This window comes from Priestia sp. MDV22-iso46 (genome assembly GCF_058629175.1).
On record NZ_JBZVWT010000016.1, the window covers coordinates 37,811 to 56,507 of the forward strand.

19 protein-coding genes and 1 pseudogene are annotated in these 18,697 nt (G+C 35.8%); 7 read left to right on the forward strand and 13 right to left on the reverse strand.

Annotated features, from left to right (window positions below; translation table 11 throughout):
• Positions 1–58 precede the first annotated feature (58 nt).
• The 4 genes from AC4NPH_RS29315 to AC4NPH_RS29330 form a co-directional block, all read right to left on the reverse strand.
• A complete protein-coding gene (locus AC4NPH_RS29315; RefSeq protein ID WP_491939329.1) occupies positions 59–181 on the reverse strand; it encodes a hypothetical protein in 123 nt (40 codons plus the stop codon).
• A gap of 109 nt (positions 182–290) precedes the next feature.
• Positions 291–455, reverse strand: a complete 165-nt coding sequence (locus AC4NPH_RS29320) for a hypothetical protein (RefSeq protein ID WP_176533016.1) — start codon at positions 453–455, stop codon at positions 291–293.
• Positions 456–644: 189 nt separating this feature from the next.
• Entirely contained in the window at positions 645–1,667 is a 1,023-nt protein-coding gene (locus AC4NPH_RS29325; RefSeq protein WP_491939330.1) for a DUF3231 family protein, read from the reverse strand.
• Between the two features lie 216 nt (positions 1,668–1,883).
• The gene (locus AC4NPH_RS29330; protein WP_491939338.1) at positions 1,884–1,940 is read right to left on the reverse strand and encodes a hypothetical protein; all 57 of its coding nucleotides are present in this window, start codon (positions 1,938–1,940) and stop codon (positions 1,884–1,886) included.
• Positions 1,941–2,556: 616 nt separating this feature from the next.
• Here AC4NPH_RS29330 and AC4NPH_RS29335 point away from each other — a divergent pair.
• The 5 genes from AC4NPH_RS29335 to AC4NPH_RS29355 all read left to right on the forward strand — a co-directional run bounded on the left by AC4NPH_RS29335 (position 2,557) and on the right by AC4NPH_RS29355 (position 7,831).
• On the forward strand, positions 2,557–3,120 hold the full coding sequence (locus AC4NPH_RS29335) for a helix-turn-helix domain-containing protein (protein ID WP_097812138.1): 564 nt from the start codon (positions 2,557–2,559) through the stop codon (positions 3,118–3,120).
• Positions 3,121–3,700: 580 nt separating this feature from the next.
• A complete protein-coding gene (locus AC4NPH_RS29340) occupies positions 3,701–5,002 on the forward strand; it encodes a replication protein (protein ID WP_491939331.1) in 1,302 nt (433 codons plus the stop codon).
• Positions 5,003–5,111: 109 nt separating this feature from the next.
• Complete coding sequence (locus tag AC4NPH_RS29345) at positions 5,112–5,900, forward strand: ParB N-terminal domain-containing protein (RefSeq protein WP_491939332.1); 789 nt, start codon at positions 5,112–5,114, stop codon at positions 5,898–5,900.
• A gap of 206 nt (positions 5,901–6,106) precedes the next feature.
• The gene (locus AC4NPH_RS29350; protein ID WP_098197901.1) at positions 6,107–7,000 is read left to right on the forward strand and encodes a sigma-70 RNA polymerase sigma factor region 4 domain-containing protein; all 894 of its coding nucleotides are present in this window, start codon (positions 6,107–6,109) and stop codon (positions 6,998–7,000) included.
• Positions 7,001–7,606: 606 nt separating this feature from the next.
• The gene (locus AC4NPH_RS29355) at positions 7,607–7,831 is read left to right on the forward strand and encodes a helix-turn-helix domain-containing protein (RefSeq protein WP_097813074.1); all 225 of its coding nucleotides are present in this window, start codon (positions 7,607–7,609) and stop codon (positions 7,829–7,831) included.
• 242 nt (positions 7,832–8,073) lie between these two features.
• Here AC4NPH_RS29355 and AC4NPH_RS29360 read toward each other — a convergent pair whose 3' ends face one another.
• The 4 genes from AC4NPH_RS29360 to AC4NPH_RS29375 all read right to left on the reverse strand — a co-directional run bounded on the left by AC4NPH_RS29360 (position 8,074) and on the right by AC4NPH_RS29375 (position 10,777).
• Positions 8,074–8,394 carry a hypothetical protein gene (locus tag AC4NPH_RS29360; protein ID WP_097813073.1) on the reverse strand — a complete coding sequence of 107 codons (321 nt, stop codon included), beginning with the start codon at positions 8,392–8,394 and terminating at the stop codon, positions 8,074–8,076.
• Positions 8,395–8,639: 245 nt separating this feature from the next.
• Complete coding sequence (locus AC4NPH_RS29365) at positions 8,640–9,335, reverse strand: hypothetical protein (RefSeq protein ID WP_491939333.1); 696 nt, start codon at positions 9,333–9,335, stop codon at positions 8,640–8,642.
• Entirely contained in the window at positions 9,332–10,465 is a 1,134-nt protein-coding gene (locus tag AC4NPH_RS29370; RefSeq protein WP_308334755.1) for an FtsK/SpoIIIE domain-containing protein, read from the reverse strand. Before AC4NPH_RS29370 ends, AC4NPH_RS29365 begins: the two co-directional genes overlap by 4 nt.
• A 12-nt stretch (positions 10,466–10,477) precedes the next feature.
• A complete protein-coding gene (locus AC4NPH_RS29375) occupies positions 10,478–10,777 on the reverse strand; it encodes a hypothetical protein (RefSeq protein ID WP_098197903.1) in 300 nt (99 codons plus the stop codon).
• A gap of 884 nt (positions 10,778–11,661) precedes the next feature.
• On the opposite strand from AC4NPH_RS29375, the gene AC4NPH_RS29380 reads away from it, so the two are divergent.
• Positions 11,662–11,829: a hypothetical protein gene (locus tag AC4NPH_RS29380; protein WP_176524284.1), complete on the forward strand. Its 168-nt coding sequence runs from the start codon at positions 11,662–11,664 to the stop codon at positions 11,827–11,829.
• Between the two features lie 8 nt (positions 11,830–11,837).
• On the opposite strand, the gene AC4NPH_RS29385 is transcribed toward AC4NPH_RS29380, so the two are convergent.
• From AC4NPH_RS29385 to AC4NPH_RS29400, 4 genes are all read right to left on the reverse strand, one after another.
• Positions 11,838–12,917: a Ger(x)C family spore germination protein gene (locus tag AC4NPH_RS29385; RefSeq protein ID WP_308334757.1), complete on the reverse strand. Its 1,080-nt coding sequence runs from the start codon at positions 12,915–12,917 to the stop codon at positions 11,838–11,840.
• Positions 12,914–14,008, reverse strand: coding sequence for a GerAB/ArcD/ProY family transporter (locus tag AC4NPH_RS29390; protein WP_491939334.1), 1,095 nt, complete (start codon positions 14,006–14,008; stop codon positions 12,914–12,916). Before AC4NPH_RS29390 ends, AC4NPH_RS29385 begins: the two co-directional genes overlap by 4 nt.
• 24 nt (positions 14,009–14,032) lie before the next feature.
• On the reverse strand, positions 14,033–15,535 hold the full coding sequence (locus AC4NPH_RS29395) for a spore germination protein (protein ID WP_491939335.1): 1,503 nt from the start codon (positions 15,533–15,535) through the stop codon (positions 14,033–14,035).
• Between the two features lie 737 nt (positions 15,536–16,272).
• The gene (locus AC4NPH_RS29400; RefSeq protein WP_098547481.1) at positions 16,273–17,502 is read right to left on the reverse strand and encodes an NAD(P)/FAD-dependent oxidoreductase; all 1,230 of its coding nucleotides are present in this window, start codon (positions 17,500–17,502) and stop codon (positions 16,273–16,275) included.
• 505 nt (positions 17,503–18,007) lie between these two features.
• Between AC4NPH_RS29400 and AC4NPH_RS29405 the strand changes: the two genes are divergently transcribed.
• Complete coding sequence (locus AC4NPH_RS29405; RefSeq protein WP_029324081.1) at positions 18,008–18,190, forward strand: YolD-like family protein; 183 nt, start codon at positions 18,008–18,010, stop codon at positions 18,188–18,190.
• A 399-nt stretch (positions 18,191–18,589) separates the two neighbouring features.
• On the opposite strand, the pseudogene AC4NPH_RS29410 reads toward AC4NPH_RS29405, so the two are convergent.
• A pseudogene (locus AC4NPH_RS29410) lies at positions 18,590–18,697 on the reverse strand (cell wall hydrolase); the annotation flags it as partial.

The window sequence follows — 18,697 nt, forward strand, 5'->3', positions numbered from 1 at the left end:
ACCCCCTCAACGTCCCTTCAAATTCGTAAATGTCTCCTCAGCGTCCCCGTGAGTTTTTTCAATTCATGGCTAAATCTTGTTGCTTTTCATTCAATTTTTGGAGCTTTTCTTGCAAGTTTTTTTGTTCATCTTTATAAAGCTGAATGCTTTCATCACTCGATTGAATGGTATCTTTTTTCATCGCCTTTTCTCCTTTTAAAATCGTTTTACTCTTCCATTGAATCGTTCACCAAAATACGTTCCTTTTGCCATCCTTGCGATAGCTACACCTATTTTTCCTTTTCAGACTTTCAAGGTTGTAACAGAGAAAAAGGATTCTTTTTCTTTGCACGGGCGCTCTGTTTATCCATCTCCTTTTCATCAAAAAGAAGAGTTTTACTTCTCTGTTCCTCTTTTTTTATGGGATTTACTGACTTTACTTGCTCATTTTTCAATACTCTTTCATCGAATAACACGATATTATTTCACCCCTTTTAACTTTTGAATAGAATTTGATTAAGCTGTTAGTAGTAACCTGTAGAAATAGCCAAAAAGAAAGAACGTGTTTCAATGGAAACACGCTCTGACTACACATCGTTACACTATTTGTTTATTAAAAATGTTTGTTACCGCAAAAATGGAATGACTAGTTAACCATGGTTCCTCTAACTTTCTGTATTCTGACGTATTAATTTATCACGATCAATAAATTGAGGAGGTTTCTCCATCCAAGAACGCTCAATTAACATATTCGCTCCATCTTCAGCGTAGGCTCCTGACTTTAGAATAAATTTACTATAAAGAGCTGCTAAATCATGCCGTATACTTAAGGACATCGCGCTCCCATATGTTGCAACTCCAAGGGCACACAATGCATTAACAAAACAAAGCATAACCTGATCAGAATAGGGAGCTACAGTAGAGTCTGTGACACAAGTATCCCACGTCATAGAGGCAGGAATATCACTTTCATGTAACATTCCATGAGTATTATAGAGAATATCTGAAGTGAGTTTCGTACCACGTATAAAATGCTTTTTTAGTTCAACATCCTTCGCTACTTGAGAGAACCCTAAAAGGACATCCTTACCTAGTTCATTATTAAGTGATGTCATATATAAATGAGAGGCTTCCAGAGCAAGTAAAGATCGTTTGTGCCCAAACCATCCGGTCAGAAATTTCTGCTCTTTCACAAACTCTGTTTCCTTTGGGTAATCCATATAAGGTGGTCGAATAAAGACGCCTTTTTCCTTCATGACTTCTCGTGTAGCACCATTAAGGCTAATAGCCTCTTCCACATAGTTATGGAATAAATCATGGATATCTTTCCGACAGGCCAATGTGATGCCACCAGCATGTGCAGTCATCCCAAATTTACTCATGTGTAGAAGATATGCCATATAAAAAACATCTGTAAAAAGACGGGGCGCACTCAATTTAACATGCTTCTCTACGGGAAACCCAACGGGTTTAGGAATTCCTTCTTGTTCAAAAATCTTTCCTATTTCTAATAAGTGCCCTTGAGCTACGCTTATTGTTTCCTCTAAAAGAGGTTTTACATCAGAGTCTTCTACCGTTTGTAAAAAATGTGTGACAATACAAATATTTAAATTATCATTCATATAAGTATTCCAAAGATTTGAGATTTCAGCGCTTGTAAGACGCGAAGATTTATTCATTTCTACCATATATTATCCTCCATTCACGTTTATCTTTTACATAAACTGGTAATAATAAACGTGAAGTTTGAGAATTTTAACTTGGACTTTCCATTCAGAACCATCCTATCTACCAGGGGTGGTTTTTTCTTATTTTTAATAAGTCCCTTTTTATTCTTGTTCCCTATCAATAGCATAGTACGTGCTCTTCCTCCGTATAAGTGTAAACAATAATGCTTCATACATTCATTTTTTAGGATTTGTACTCGGTCTAACAATCATTAACACTCCAGGTATGCCCATAAATACGTAAAGAGGAATTTGAAGTGTAGGATGAATAAAAAAGCGAGAATGAAACCAATTATAAGAGAAAATATAATGAATTTAGTTACATTATTTTTCAATACTTTCATATAGTTTAGCCCCTCTAACCTATCTATAATTATACTTATTTATAAAAATTAGTAGGTTTACCCTAACCTTAACTTAAAATATCTAATTTTCCAACAGTACACTTCGCCTTTGTAAATTAACTAACCTGTGTTTAATCTGAAGTTTTTATTTAAGACTGTGTCAATTTTACATTTAATAAAGGTAAATGCCACTCTCGAATACAAACCACGCTTTGTATTCCTGAATAAGTTCAACTTAAGTTCATCTAAAGTTAAACTTAAGATGAACTTAAGTTTCCGGCATACGCACTACATTCCGGACAAGTTAAACCAACTCCCGGACAAGTTCAACTAACATCGTCATCTATCCGAAAGTTTGCCGAAAGATGTACAAAATGTTGTTTTGTACGACTCCACTTGTTTTCTGAATGTCTTTATTTGTTCAAAATGTTGTTTTGTACGGTATAAAACGTTTCTATTATGTTATCATTATGTCATGATGTATTTTTCAAAGGAGGTTTTTTGTAATGGATTACGAAAAAGTGTATTCCTTAACGGCAATAGCAGACAAACTAGGGCGTTCAAGGTCTAGCGTTTATGATTGGCTTCATACATATAAGGAATTTGTAGAACCGCACACCGTCGGAAAAGGTCGGACAAAGAAATACAAAGAATCTATTTTTCCTGTGTTGTCACTTATAGAAGACTTGAAAGCTGAAGGGCATCCTAATGACTATATTCGCGCTTTGCTTGCTTCGGAAGGCCATGATATTGTTGTTGAAGGGGAAACAAATGAGAATGCTCCAGTTTTGACGCAATTAACTGAAGCATACAAAACTATCTTAACTAAAGTTGAAACGCTAGAATCACAAAATGAAGATTTAGCACGTCAAAATAAAAAAATGGAAAATGCTATGCAAGTAATGGCCGAAGTAATACGACAAACGGCGGCAACTAATGAAGAAAAAGAAGCAGAGCGTGAAAAACGACAACTTGAACGTGATCAAATGTTAATAGATACTATGCGGCAACTTCATGCTGACAAACAACAGGAACCGAAAGGCTTCTTCTCAAAACTATTTGGTAAATAAAAGAACCCCAACGAATTAATCGTTAGGGTTCTTTTATTTATACGGTAGGTCTCCACTTACTAAAAAGGTTATTCTCATTTCAAGATATACATAATTTAAACGTTTTTGATATAAAAAAACAATAATTTTAACATATTCTAAGCTAATTGGGGAGGGGAATTTTTTTCCCTCCCCAAAACTAAAAATCTCATATATGATGGACTCAATCTCTACATTAATGTGGTATCTACGTAGCTAAATATACTTGTTTTGATATATTTTACTATTTTTTTATTGAATTATGAGACTACTTAACGCTATAATTAAACTAACAAAAATGACCGGAATAGAAAAAAGACTTCAACTGTTTAAGTAGTGCAGCAACACTCTTAAACCGTTCACCCTAAATACGGTAGGGAAAACACTTGTCGAAGTCTCTTGTTAATAGAGTTAGTTTTTCTATAAAATAAAACTTATGTTTTTATTTTATACGAAATTGACATCTATTTCAAGGGCTTAGTTCATCAAAATCAAGGCATTGTTTTCCTTTTTCCAGGGAAACAGTGTCTTTTTTGTGTTCCTTAAAGGAGAAGATGAACAAATGACAAAAATATTAACCTGTTATTTAAAAGATGTAGATACCTTCAATGGGCGGTTCAAATGGTTATGGACCAACAAGTCCATACTACGTAAAAAGAAAGAAGAGTTTTTAGAAAATCTTCGTATCCACTTTAAACAACAACAATCAGCTATACATAAAGAATTTCCTAAAAAGAGAATGGAAATGCTCGATCACGTCATCTACAACCTAGTGGCTACGGGTATTCAAGCGATCCGTTCTGAAACACTTATGAAGAAATTTAATGTGTCCAAAAGTACGGTTTCTCGTTTTGTACGCTCGTTAAAAGCGACTTCGTTTGTACTTGTGGCACGTTACATCAAAGAGGATGCAACAGGTACTCATCCTGACAGTTATGTATTTGTCCTTAAAAGTCATAAAAACTTTCAGCAAATTTGCGGCGAAATCTTTTTTGCTCATGATACAACAGGTGTACAGACGCTTCAACAAGGAGAAATGACCACTCCTGTGACAACTCCTGTGACAAGTCCAGAAAGTGCTGAAAACGTTGATACACCAAGCTTAGAGGTCGATAAATCACCAGATGCCTTTAATAACCTTGATTTACCTGTAAATCATATAAATAATCATTTAATATCTGTTTCACAGGCCTTCACTTATATCAAAGGTGTGCCTAAAAAAGTCAATCACGTCTATGCAGGTAAATATGGGCATCAACTACAAGACTTCTATGCTCGTATTCAAAATGCTGCAAAAGCTGTAAAACGAGATACTAAAATTGAGTTTAAAAAAGAACAAGTCCATGAAATTGCGTACTCAACCATTGTGGGATTAGATAAATATGTACATGAAGCCAATCAACAAGGCAATCCTTTATCCCTACGGGATATGTGTCGATTAATCTATCAAATTGCGAAAAATCAATTCTATGAATTAGCAAAGCCTAAAGTGCAGGATTATTCATCAGTATACGCAAATCAACAAGAAGTTATACATAACGAAAGCAAAGAAACAACATTGGCTACACCAAAACGGATTATTCGTAAGGAACTCGTTCCAGATTGGTTAAAGGCTGAACAACAGCAAGAACAACCTAAACAAGAAACAGAAGTTACAGTGGAGCAACAGCTTGAAATGATTCAGTTAAAGCAAGATTTAGGACAAGAGCTAACACCAGAAGAAGGGGACTTGCTGCAACAACACAGTTCTACGTATAGCTTGTTGGAGATAGCTCAGGTGAAACAGGACTTAGGACAAGTCTTGACGCCAGAGGAACAAGAATGTTTGCGTCAACAGAACCAGTTAAAAGACACAGCTTCCTAATCAAAAAAAGTAGAAATCTCTTAGAAGCTGATGTTTTAATAGACTATGTTTATTTAGAACTGTGTTCTAAATAAACAATAACTAAGAATCTACGCAGGAGGAGACGATTATGCCACACAAAATTACGTTAACCGGATCAGCCACAGGACCCTTACGAGAGTACGATCGCTACGTTGCCTTTGATATGCGTGAAAAAGGGTCACCATCTGCGCCTAAAGGATTAAAGAAGAGTACCTTTATTTCGTATACGGTGTTTGTTGCGAAGAAAGCCTTTAATAAAACGGGTCTCACGAAGAAAAGTATCATGCATGAAAAGGTGTTAATTCAAGGGGAACCAACGTTAGACATTCCAATCGATGAATGCCCTGGTGAAGTAGGGGTCATTTGTTTTCAGATTACCGTTCTCCCGAATAAAAATGATAAAGAGAAGAATGAGTCGGATGCGAAAAAAGAACCTAAACAAGAAGCATCTACGCCTTCTGAAGCCCAAAAGAACACGGAATCTACTAAACAGGAAGAAGTACAAGAACCTATTTCTCAACCTGTGGCAAAAGAAGAGAAGAAAGAAGTAAAGCCTATTCAGCCAGAAGCACAACAAGCGCCTACAGAAGAGAAAAAGAATGAGGAAAAAAAGACAACACTATCCAACCAACCGAAGGGAACTCAGGATCTATTGAACTTTGATGATATTATCGTTCCTGAAGAGTTTTTAAAGACACGCCCAAACCCTGAAAAAACACAAAAGGTGATCGATTTTGTGAAGCGTACAGGGCGCCTCGATGAGCCGTTGACGGTTGAAAAAGGGTCAAAGATCTTAAAAGATGGATATCGTCGTTATGTGGTGGCCAAAACGGTCAAAATGGATCAAGTTCCTGTTGTATATGAGTATCAAAAGTAAGAACTCAAAGAAAAAGTAACTATTGTTTATAGTTTCACTGACAAATTAGACAAAAACAGACTAAACAAAGTGATAACCTATGTCCAATGTATAAAAAGGTAAATGAAACAGGATTTAATCTCTGTTGAGGTAAGATGAATATCTCCACTACTATTCTCTATACGTAGCTTTCTATACATCTAAGTCGCGAATTGGAGGGAGATATAGTGACTAAAAATCAAAAACTGTGGACGAAGGAAGAAGATTTATTTCTAAAAGAACAATATGGGCGGATGACACTCCAAAAAATTGGTGAATGTTTAAATCGTAGTAAAGAATCGGTTAATAAACGGGTCTCACGACTACAACTTCGCAACAACCAGAATGGCATACGTAAAAAATGGTCCCCTGACCAAGATACGTTCTTAAAAGTAAATATTAATAGGATGAACAACCGAGAGATTGGAAACCATTTAGGCAAGAGCCCTTCTTCTGTTGCAAATCGAATTAGGCTGTTAAAATTAGTACGAAATACTTCATTACGTAGATGGACAAGGAAAGAGGATGAATACTTGTTAAAATGGTATGGAGTCAAGTCCCTTGACCAAATATCTAGACGTTTACAGCGAAGTATACAAGCATTAGAGTCTAGATTATATCGTTTAGGTATACGTGGCGTAAGAGCTCATCTGGGAAATGTTACAGTATATGAACTAGCAGAGTGCCTGCAAGTTGATGTTCATACCATTTATAACTGGATTCAGAAAAGAGAATTGCCCTATAACATCTTGAGAGCAAACACACGAACATTTTTAGGAATTGACGTAGCAGCCTTTTGGAAATGGGCACAACAGAATAAGGAACTTATTAATTTTTCTAAGGTATCTCTGAATACTCTTATTCCAGAACCCGACTGGGTAAAGGAACAAAGAAAATATGATTATTTTAATCGGCCTAAATATGAAAATAAAAAGTGGACTGAAGAGGAAGATGCCCGTCTATGGTACATGTTTTATCAAGAAGGTCGTACTCAACAAGAAATTGGCCAACTAATCGGTAGATCAGCCCATGGAATTCAACGGAGATTACACCGACTACGGAAAAAGAAGTTACCTCAATAAATCCTACCTTTTTGTGATTGTTATTACTGGTCTTACATATTAGCCCTTTCCATTGCACATTCATTTTGTGAAACAGCCTTTTTTATAAGAAAGGTAGCTCTATAGAGGCATAGAAATTTATATTATGCTTGAAAATGTTATATTTTACAATTTACTATTATCTATTGTTTTATTTCATAAAGGAGAGGACTCTATCAGGATAGATGGGGTTCTCTTTTCTCATTCACTGATTAAATTATGTTTCCTTACCTGATAATTCATGAATTGCTGTTGCTGTTGTTAGCGATGTTATTACGTTCTCTGAGGCAGTCTGTTTTTTATTTTCCATTATACTCAAAATCTATTCATACCTATAACAAAGACCGCCCATTATGTATTAGTGTATAAGGCGGTCTTAACTGTATTCATGCTATATGATTATGACAAAAATATCGACATTATTCTAAAAGATTTAAAACCCTCTGCTTATTTTACTTTTAATATCTTAGTTTAATTGCTTAATAAATGATATGGTAAGGACTTGTCCACTATGACTTATTTTTAACGTTTTATTTTTAGTGAAATTTGGACATAACTAGAGTAATAACAAGTAAAGGGGTATCTATAATGTTCGGGTTAGGAAAAAGGCGAACTAGGCTTGGTAAATGGATTGATAAAAGAAACATTAATCAAGAATGGCTTGTAAGAAAGTCAGGATTAGGTAGAAGTACGATTGGTGATTTAGTAAATAACACTGAAAGATTGCCTACACAAAGAACCATGAAAAAGATATTACAAGCATTAAGAAGGATTGATCCTAACATTAAGAGCGAAGATTTTTGGGATATTTAAATATGTTTATTACTGTTCTTTCTTATTACTTTAGAAAGTTTGTTTCTCCAAGTGTATAAAAACAGGCTTTAATAATAGTTTAAAAGCCTGTTTTTAATTTGCCATCGAAACGTTCCTATTTATCAAATTGTTCCTCTTCACACCTTAGCGTTCTTGAACCATGTCATTAACACATTGAATGGTGGTTTCTAGCAATTTATCAGCATTTAAACAAAAAAGCGACCTTATTGGCCGCCGTAATCCTACTCATTATCTTCGAATAAATTAAAAGAAAGTTGCTCGGCTCTTTTCCTATGGTAATAAGCATTTTTAACCCGTTTTACTCGCTCTCTATTTTCAACGTAATAATCTCGGTCAAGAACAGAAACGCAAACTTTACAGTATGGTCCAAGTTGTCCAAACCCATCGCTTTTATGATGATAGTTCTTTGCATGCTTTAATTCGCCGCATTTACGGCAAGTCTTAGCGACAACTTGTCCGTCAGCGTCCTTGAAGTATACGAACCCTCTCGGCTTTGTTCTTTCCTCGTATTCTTGCGCGAGTAATTCTTCTCGTAAACTCATATTCGCTCACCTCCTCAGTTGTCTTGATATTACTACTAATTCTCTTTCATTATACGAATTAATTTCTCCCGATACCAGCCCACAAATTCATTGGCTTCCTAATGACATTAATTCCTTCTACGTTAAGGATTAAGCTGTTTCCAGAACTCCTTAGCAAGTCGTCGATAAAAGGTGTATAAAAAGGCTACCTCTCATTATCTTGAGATAGCCCGTTTTTGGGTAATTACAAACAATTTTCTAGCACTCTATGTTAAATTGATTTTTATTCCACCAGAAGAAGGTGATGGCCTTACTCTTGCTTCCTTCGTTTGTTTTGAAGAGCTTTTATATTTCTCCATCAATTCATAAATGCTTGCTACTTGTATAATGCGGATATGGTTAGAAGTAACAGCATAACGAATATGCGTAATTAAAATAACGGAAGGGAAGATGGCTACTCGATCTTCTGGCTGCCACTGCAATGTTTTCCACTCATCTGAAAAGAAAAACTCCTCGTATAAATTAATTTTATCCTGCATTTTCTGTTCTGAATACTGATTGCGTTGTATTTCAATCCAAAAAGGAGATCCTTTAAAAATACAAAACAGATCCGGTTCAATTCCTCCTTTTCGTCCGGTGGGCTTATCTTCAACAATAACCTGTTTAGGTGTGCTATACGTACACATTTGTTTATAGACATCCAAAATCGAAAGGAAATGTAATATTTTTTGAGAGTTCTTTTTGATCTTTGCATCCACAGGCAAATAAACGGTCGGAGAATACTGCTGTGTGCGTTCAATGAGTCCTAATCGATATAAACGTAGCATTACGCTATTACACGCATTTACGGGTGATTTGAGCTGTTTAAAGAATAGTTCGACTAATGAGTCTCGATCCACGGCTCTAAATTGATTAATAAACGCTATGATGTCTTTATCACGTTGAGATAACCGAAAGCTCATCGCTGTTCCTCCTTCTCTAATAATCCAAAGATAGGCTGTGGTACCACCTCTAGTTGAGGTTCAGGATCTTTCACCCTTGTTTTGTAAGGAGAAAGCAGTTCCTTACAGGCTTCTTCGTCTAGGAAAAAGGCTTGAAACTCTTTCACCTCGTCAATTTTAATTTTCATGCGCCCCCTGGCTGCGGCGTCGATTTCTTCTGCGCCAATTACTCCGGCTACTTTCGCATTTATCGCATCGGCCTGCCTTCCAGAGATCCGAACCCGTAAGTTTGCTTTTAGTGCTGAATTCAACAAATCGGCATCTGGACGCTGCATGGCAATAATCGTATGAACTCCTAACGCACGACCTTGGCTGGCAAACTGTTGGATCATTTCTACAAGATCCGTTTCTCTCTTCACTATGCTCATCTCATCTACGACCACGACAATGCGAGGTAGCTTAAACGGAAGCCTGCTGATATGAGTCACACCATGTTCCAATAATAAGTCTCCTCGTCGATACATTTCAGCCCGGAGTAAAGCAAACGGCTTTCGCATGTCTTTGGATTCAAAACAAAGCGCATCTATATGTTCAATCCCATAAAATAACCCTAAATCAGCTCGTTTGAGATCCACTAAGACTAATCGCAACTCATCAGGTGAGGTGTATTTCACCCATGTGGTGAGGATGACACGCATCAGACTGCTTTTTCCTGCGCCAATTTCGCCAGAAATCAGTAACGTTTCTAAATCTGCAAAATCCCATGAAACAGGGTTTCCATAGATATCTTGACCAATGCATACCGGAAGCTCCATTTTCTCTATATGAGGGTGAATGGTTTCATACTTGTAGGTAAGCATCTTCGGCAAGCTTTTATGGTGGACAGTGATACTAAAGTTCTTTAGGTTGCCGTTTATTTCGATGTTGCTGCCTAATACTTGTCGTAAGGCCCATCTTTTTTTCGTTAAAAGTTCAGGGTCGATCCCATTTAGTAAAGAAAAGGCGTACCGAGTGTACGTATGATGGTTATCGATTTGATGAATTTTCGGAAACAGATAGGAGATACGGTCTCCTCGTTTCACCACCCGGTAAATCTCTGCCGTACGAAACGCTTTAATCAATTTGCCACGTAATTTTAGTTTTTCAAACATTTACATTCCTCCTCAAAACATAAAGGTTGCAAAAAAGTAAATTAAGGCGCTATAAAATGCAACAGGTAAGATAAACCGCATCACTTTTGCAAACTGATCAACAAGATCGATGACACCCCATCGCTCTAATATTCGCTCGATGATGGCAATCCCTAAGACAATGCCTCCTATGGTCAGAATAGTGGGGTCAAGCAAGGCTAGTGGACTAAACGGAACAAAGGAATAAGCCCTGAAGAGACGAGATCTCGTGAGAGATGGTTTGAGAGGTGGAGGGAAGATTTTTCGAAAACGAAACCTTTGTGTTTTTCTCATGTTGATACCTTCTTTCATTCTTTTAATTTTTTTGTCTTCCATGTATGAATTATTTCAGCTCAACGCATCCGGTCGCCCCCTTCGCCTCTTCGGCTCAGCTCCCTTACAGGTTCCATGAAGGGCTTCACTAAGCGTATATAGCTTGTATTAACGCGGTAGCGATACTGAACTAGATACTGTTTAGGTAACAGAGTCGTGATTCTTTAGATACTATGTAGCTACTGCAGTAAGCTTGCCTGTCCAATCGAAAAATAAAAAATAGCCCTTACTGCAGTAGGTAAGGGGTAGATGGTTATGTAAGAAGTGATGGGTTTTTATAGGCTAGGGATTGGCCTAGAGGCTTATTTTTTTCATGAAATGGACGAGAAATGAACGATGTTCCAACGACTAAAGTTAATGAGGGACGGCAGTTTTTTCTTTTTTAATGAATGAATTTATATATATTAAGTAAACTACAAAAGAAGCGTGACTACTCCATTTTTGAATCACATCCTTTTTTTGTATGTACATTAGAAAAAACTTCTGCCCAAGCACCAGGAGTTTTTTCTGTTTTTAAGATAGCTGTTTTAGTTTATATAATAGTGACTCGCGGAACCAAATCAAAAAATAAAACCCAGCTTTCAAAACTGGGTCGGCTTAATTATCCAGTTTCATTAATAATAAAGAAAAATGTGCAAAAACCTGTCTTTTTCTACAAGATAACTTTACATAAGTCATTCCAATTTAAATATAGACTTTCTTTTTGTTCATTAAGCTGTATTTTACGACTAACTGGGTTTATTCTAATTCTTTACTCAAAGGTGAACATCTCAATTTTGGGTGTCCAAGGAATATAACTCATAAACAAATCAAGCTTATATAGGCTTAACAAAGGAGAAGAATATATGATTACTTTTATTTTTTTTAGTCCGTTCCTTCTTTTTGGTTTATTTATGGTCATTGCCTATTTTCATTTAGATACATTAGCAACAGGAATGATATTAATATTAATAGGATGGATTGTAGTCGCCCCTTTAATAGCTTTGTTAATAAATGAAAAAGAAAAATGTTGATATTATTTTTATTCTTTAATTCCGGTTTCCTTTATCTGCGTATCAATATTCACATGAACTTCTGCGTGAGGATAATTATCTTTCCATTGTTGTTCATTCCAACGTCTATTTTGACTTTTTGCTTGATCTCCTAGTCCCAGAGGGTCAATCCCTTCTCTTTGGAACCTTTTAATCATCTGTTGTGTTTTTTTCTCGAGATCCTGAGTTAACTTCTTTTCTATTCGTTTATAGCTATCCTCACTTTGTAAATTAAATTTAGGAGCCTCATTCACCATTCCTTGTAGCTTAATTCGAATCCGTATAGTTGGATGAGTGGACCCCCCTGTTATGTGATAAGCAACTTTTGAACCAATCGCTTCAATATCTAGGAATTGATTAGGCCTAACTCTCAATTCATATAGCCCTAATTTCACCTTCTCATTTAGAATTTTAAAAATAAAACAATCCTTAAAAGAAAGAGAACCAACATAATGATCATTCTTAAATAACGCCAATCCCTTTATTTGAATTTTATCTCCTTTTTGTTCGATGAAAGGGAGAAAGGGATCCATCCCTTTAGCATGATAAGCATAGAGAAAACTATGTAAATTGACTTCTGGAAAATTCCCTTTCATATTTTGTTCAAACAAATCGGACAGATATTTAGAGACAGATGTACTAATGGGATAGTTTCCGGCTAATAAGTTTTGTGTTTTTCCATCTGTCACGGCCAGATATAGTAGTTTTCCTACTGTAGCATCACGGTTTAAAGAATCCATATAAGAAAAAATCCCACGCTTAGCCAATTTATCCTCGTATAAAACTGTTTTAATTTTTCCACTTTGAATAGGTTTAGGGGATAGCCCTTGCATAGCCCTCCGATTATCTTTACTTGTATGAGCTTGGGTTGTAAGTGTTTCATTATGAACGGTTGTGCCAGCTTCGCTCCCTTGATACGTACTAGCAGAAGCCGTTACTTGAACAATATGTGGATTAACATAGTCATACCCAATTACCTCTACCATTTGAATGTCTTCAATAATATGAGGGGGAACACAAGCTGCTAATGTAATAATACATAATAGTAAGGATAGCCCCTTTTTTCTCATCCTTGTTTCCCCCTAACCTTGTAGAGAATAAGTTGAACCAAAAAAAGGAACGGGATATAGGTATAAAGGAAATAAAATCCTATTTCAGAGAAAACCACATTTAATTTCTCAATATGAGGATGGCTTGTTAATAAACTACAACTAAGGAAAACTATTAAGGCTAAAATTAGAAGAACTCTGCGTCTTTTAAAAGAAAATATCCTTTTCATCCCATAATTAGCCCCCCATAAACATATACACAAATTAGGAACAACCACAGCAACCCAAATCGCAATTCCTATATACTCAAAGCGCTCGACAATTGGGAGTTCAACGATTTTCCATAATGATAATGTAGCCCAAATAGTGCTTTTTAATTGCTCTTCAGTAAAATACACAAATGCAACAATGGCAAAGGCTATATAAAATATAGTCGTGTAGAGTAAAGCATAATGTCCCCACCTTCTGGATTTATCGGGTTCTTTAAGAAACGGATAAAATAACAATAACAACTCAACCCCTAAGAACTCCATAGTGGTCGCCTTAGCTGACTGTAGTATCTGCATAGGAGAGTGAGTCATAAGGGGAAAAAAGTTATAAAAATGTGCATAGTGTAAAGGGAAGTACAGCACTATTAAGAGGGGGAGGCTATAAATGACACTTAAAAAACAAAGCCCTGCCACAGTACGAAAGCCTCCTACAATATAATAGCAAGCTAACAAAAGAAGAACTGCACAAAAAATCCAGGTAGAGAGTTGAGGGAAAACCCAAACCTGCACCACCTGTGTAAAAGATCGAAGAAATACAGTGGCTGCTAGAAGTACATATAATATAAATAAAGTAGATAAAAAGCCTCCTATCCATTTCCCGAAGATTTTTCGGTGGATAGAAATTAGATCTCCATTTCCTCTTTTTAATAGTTCGTACATCAACCATAAAATCACTTGATTAGCTATTCCGGCCAGAATAATGGACATCCATGCATCATATCCAGCATTTTTAACAATCACACGTTGAAAACCTAAAATACCAACGCCAATTTGTACACTATGAATTAGAAAAAATGCAAAAAAAGGGGATACTTTCTCTGTGTCCTTTATCGTGATGTCCATATTCAACCTCCTTTCTTTTTATTGTTATTTTTCATTATCTTTTTTTTTCGTGACTTTTTCGGAGTAAAAGCGTTCAGGATCCTCTGTCCGTAGTTGAACAGGTCGTTTTCCTTGCCAATTAAAAGGAAGTCGGAATAAAGCATCCTTTAAATCCATTAATCGCAACGGATAAACAGGTGTTAAGTAAGGGCGTCCCAAAGATGTTAACTGTAACAAATGAGCCAGAAAGAAAAGAAAACAGGTGGATACCCCTATAATTCCCCATAATTGAGCGAAAAAAAGAAAAGGAAAGCGAATGAGACGAATAGTATTACCCATTTGATAAATAGGTGTAGTAAATGAAGCTAATGCGGCTAATGCTACGAGAATAAGAAGAACATTACTTGTTAATCCCGCCTCAACTGAGGCTGTACCAATCACAATCCCACCTACGATACCGATTGTTTGACCAATTTTTGTAGGAAGACGAGCTCCAGCTTCTCGTAATAATTCAATAGACAATTCTAAAATAACTACTTCGATAATAGGAGGAAAGGGGATATCCGTCCTTGAAGAAATAAGAGTTGCCAACAAGTCTGTCGGAATCATTTGATAATGATAGGTTAAAACTGCCACATATAAAGGTGTAATTGTCACTGAAAATGTAACAGCGCCCAAACGAATAAGCCTAAAGATTGATGCAATATGCCAAGGTAAAAAATAATCCTCAAATGCAGAAAAAAATTCAACTAAGGTAACGGGCATTGTTAGAACCATAGGAGATCCATCCACTAAAATAGCCAGTTTCCCTTCCGCAAGTATACTTGCAATTCGATCAGGTCTTTCGGTATCCACTACTTGAGGGAAAGGCGAATTGCTATTATCAGCCATCATTTGAGTAATGAATGAACTATCTGGAATTTGATCATATTCAATATCTTGAATACGCTGAATGGCAGTGTTGATATTCTCTTGATCAGCAATTCCGTCTATATAGAGGATGGAAACACGTGTTTTTGATAATTTACCTACTTTTATTTCTTTCACTGTTAGTTGAGGAATAGGTAATCTTTTACGAATTAAATTAATATTCGTATCTAGTGTCTCCACAAATGATTCTTTAGGTCCTACCACACTGAACTCTACTTCAGGAGGTGATACTTGTCTTGTTTCATTTGCTACACCCGATAAAAGAATTCCTTCGGAATCCTGTTCATATAGTTGAATGAAAATATAACCAGTCATAAGACTATCCTGAATTTCCTGAACGTTACTTATGATGATTATATTTTCAATAGGTAGAATCCCTTTCATTTCTTGCAATAAGGTAAAAGAATGTTGGCTTAATGGAGATAACACACTTTGATGGATAAAGTCTGGATTTACCATTGTTTTTAAATAAGAAATCCAACAAGACGTTCCTTGAGAATCAAATTGAAAGCGACTAAAATCTTCAGAAGACGACAAGGTATTAAATAAGTCAGATAGACTATTCAATGGTTGTTTTTTTATAGATAATGTCTTTGTTTTTTTCTTTATCTGTTTCATCACATTATTCACCGCCACACTATTTCTATATCTGTCACCATAGTCAGGTTTTCTAGTTTGTTATCCATTGAACGTTTTTTATACCTTGTTAGTATGAAGAGTTAAAGGAGATTTATACAAACTTTGGAAACAAAGGACATGTAAAATATCTGATTATCTAATTTCTACAGTATTCATCTCTTCTCTTAATGCAATTCTCTTTTCAATGAGAATGAAATGGTTCGTTCATTTCAACATTTAGCCTTATAAATTTTGAAGTATCGGTGTATAATATACCTTTAAAATTAGACAAAATGATAAAGTATTACCATTATTCCAATTTTGAAAATCCTTTGTTGTGATGAGCATATGTGAAACGAACATCATTTAGCTCACTAAACCTCATTTTATCTTTTAATTCGAATACTTCATCGATAAAAACAAACAAATTCCCCAGGGAATCAACAAATTATATGAATCCTGTTTTCAGCCGTAGTAAAACAAGAATGTATTAAACAAATCGATAAGTTGTGTTACAATAGCGCTGGGAATAATACGTGAATCATTTAATGTGTTCAACGTAACAAAGAGCCACTTGTATGAAACAAGTGGCTTTTTATATTGAGTATGTTTTAGATAAAATGTACTAATCGTAACAGAATAAAATCTTTGTTTTTGATATATCCCTTTCTACCCTCGGTTTACCTTCCCCTCATTGCTAATTCTTGAAAACTCTTAGGTCAATTTCAAAATTATTGCTAGATTGACTGCATAATTCGTGTGAGTTCTTTTTCTAAAGCATCGGGCTCGTTTGAGTAATTATAAATCCCTAAAAACTTCTCTATAGCCTCTGGGTGGGAACTGATTAGCTTATTGACAGCATTCTGTTGTTCAGAGATGCGTTCATTCTGCGAAATTTGACATCCCATGTGAAACCGAACCATAAACTCGTCTTCTATTGCCTTTTGATATTCTTCAGACATTTGATTTGATTGATTGGATTGTCCCTTATATTTTGAGAGAATATTGGATAATATACGTGCTCCACATATAGCATCATGGATACCTTGTGCCATGCCAGGATCTTTAAAACAAACTGCATCTCCAACCAACGCCCACCCTTTTCCCATTCCTTTATACCAGTAATTATCATATCTGAGAATGCCTTTAACCGGTTCTACTAATTTCGCATTTTTTAAACGCGTCCCTATTGTTGTATTCGGAAAGTTATCTGTTAAGAAATTGCGTAGACAGCTTTCCGGATTTAATTTCAATCGTCCTATCAATTCCTTATTTTCTAATGGGAAAATGCCGGCGATAACATATAAATTATCATTCGTTGGAAAGAGAATGGCTGTGTTATCTTTTATCTTGTATACTTCAAATTTAGGGACATTGTCATGGCGAAATTCAGAGAAGTACCCGAAATAGATGCCGACTTTAGCCGAAATGCTTATTTTGAGTTCACTTTTTACCAGCTTGCGAATAATTGAGGATCGGCCGTCTGCCCCGACTACCAGGCGAGCTAAAAATTCTTGTTTCTCGTTATTGCCATCTAGACCCTCCACCCCTACTACTGTATCGTCAGCATGAATAACATCCGTCACACGAAACCTTTCTAGAACGGTTACATTCATTTGTGATTTGGCTTGTTCAAGTAGGATCTGATCGAGATAAGTTCTTCTAATGCAGTAACAACTTTCTTCTCCGTCAACCTTTGGGATGAGTCCTTCTATCGCGGTATCTTCAAATTGAAATTTAATATCCTGTACCGGTGGGGCGTTTGTTTCCAATAATTTGTCCATGACACCGATTTCTCGAAGAAGAGCGACAGTATTATTGAAAAAAGTATGGGTTGATAATGTGTCCTTTGGAAAGGTCGCTTGGTCTACTAACAACACATGGAAACCTGCCTTCCCAAGATAAATAGCAAGGGTAGAGCCGGCAACTCTAGCACCGGTAATGATGACATCATACGTCTTATTCATCGTATCGCTCCGTTTCCAAGTACAATTATTAATTTGCGTATCCATTAGAAGGATTCTAAAACTAATGCTCTTACGAGTTAAAGCAATGAGGTAAATTGATAAGGGTATGCTACATACATAAAGTAAGGAAGTTAAAACGAATTAAGTACAGGGAATTTCCACCTGTTAAACAATTAAAAAGAATTTGCGCTAAAAATCGGAATGATATTTTAAGCATTAAATAAAAGCTCATTTACAAGAGGGTACAATAGATGGGTTGAAACATAGATATAGATTCTAGACATATATTCCTTTTCCTCTTTTATTCTTTGAGCTTCCTTCCAGTTGAAATTTCACAAAGTTTACACAATAAAATGTAAGCGTTTCCCCAGGGTTATTATATACTAAATAATATAAAACAATATAACTTTTAACTTGTATGATTTTCTCACAAATTCTGCATGATAATTACTTATTTGAATAACAAATTCCTACATTAGTTATTAGGAAGAAAGGAGAACCGAGCGTGATATTGAAAGCATTAAGAAAGAAAGGTGTCATTACCATTAACTATTATCAAAACGGTTTATTACAAACATGTAAGGGACGTGTAAATGGTCTTAATCTTCATGATCAAACTCTTTCTCTAGAGGATGAACAACACAATATATTCTCTATTCGTTTATCGGGTATTACTGAAATTCATTAAGTCTATCATCATGTAGTTACATTATTTAATATGCTTATTACAGGGAATGTTAATGATAACGCTATAAAAAAGAGGAAGAGAACTCTCTTCCTCTTTTTTATGATTTATTTCCCTTATTAGTACTATTTCTTGTTTCATTTGATTAACTTATTATGCGAAAAAAGGGAACACCTACTAACCAGGAAGTTCCCTTTTTATTTCGCTAGATAAAAATTCATCAAAATAAAGATTAAAGAAATAGGCTACAGTGGGGAGAAAGTTTTTTTAAACGGACTACTGTCACATGATCTATAGGAGTTGCATTGAATAAATAGCGCTAGCTACCAGCACTTACGACTAAAATGTTGTATTCGCAGCTCCCCCATACTACTCCAGAATTAATCATAACTCCTCGATAATCTAACCTCTATAAACACTAGCACATGTATCTGGTTTTGGTTCATAATAACAATGATTTTTAAATTGACCAGATGCAGGTTGACCGTACCATGTTGGAGGGCACGGAGC

Excerpts from the sequence above, each read along its gene's own strand:
- AC4NPH_RS29315 (WP_491939329.1), bottom strand. The coding sequence starts at position 181 with ATGAAAAAAGATACCATTCAATCGAGTGATGAAAGCATTCAGCTTTAT.
- AC4NPH_RS29325 (WP_491939330.1), bottom strand. The coding sequence starts at position 1,667 with ATGGTAGAAATGAATAAATCTTCGCGTCTTACAAGCGCTGAAATCTCA.
- AC4NPH_RS29335 (WP_097812138.1), top strand. The coding sequence starts at position 2,557 with ATGGATTACGAAAAAGTGTATTCCTTAACGGCAATAGCAGACAAACTA.
- AC4NPH_RS29340 (WP_491939331.1), top strand. The coding sequence starts at position 3,701 with ATGACAAAAATATTAACCTGTTATTTAAAAGATGTAGATACCTTCAAT.
- AC4NPH_RS29345 (WP_491939332.1), top strand. The coding sequence starts at position 5,112 with ATGCCACACAAAATTACGTTAACCGGATCAGCCACAGGACCCTTACGA.
- AC4NPH_RS29355 (WP_097813074.1), top strand. The coding sequence starts at position 7,607 with ATGTTCGGGTTAGGAAAAAGGCGAACTAGGCTTGGTAAATGGATTGAT.
- AC4NPH_RS29360 (WP_097813073.1), bottom strand. The coding sequence starts at position 8,394 with ATGAGTTTACGAGAAGAATTACTCGCGCAAGAATACGAGGAAAGAACA.
- AC4NPH_RS29365 (WP_491939333.1), bottom strand. The coding sequence starts at position 9,335 with ATGAGCTTTCGGTTATCTCAACGTGATAAAGACATCATAGCGTTTATT.
- AC4NPH_RS29370 (WP_308334755.1), bottom strand. The coding sequence starts at position 10,465 with ATGTTTGAAAAACTAAAATTACGTGGCAAATTGATTAAAGCGTTTCGT.
- AC4NPH_RS29375 (WP_098197903.1), bottom strand. The coding sequence starts at position 10,777 with ATGAGAAAAACACAAAGGTTTCGTTTTCGAAAAATCTTCCCTCCACCT.
- AC4NPH_RS29380 (WP_176524284.1), top strand. The coding sequence starts at position 11,662 with ATGATTACTTTTATTTTTTTTAGTCCGTTCCTTCTTTTTGGTTTATTT.
- AC4NPH_RS29385 (WP_308334757.1), bottom strand. The coding sequence starts at position 12,917 with ATGAGAAAAAAGGGGCTATCCTTACTATTATGTATTATTACATTAGCA.
- AC4NPH_RS29390 (WP_491939334.1), bottom strand. The coding sequence starts at position 14,008 with ATGGACATCACGATAAAGGACACAGAGAAAGTATCCCCTTTTTTTGCA.
- AC4NPH_RS29395 (WP_491939335.1), bottom strand. The coding sequence starts at position 15,535 with ATGAAACAGATAAAGAAAAAAACAAAGACATTATCTATAAAAAAACAA.
- AC4NPH_RS29400 (WP_098547481.1), bottom strand. The coding sequence starts at position 17,502 with ATGAATAAGACGTATGATGTCATCATTACCGGTGCTAGAGTTGCCGGC.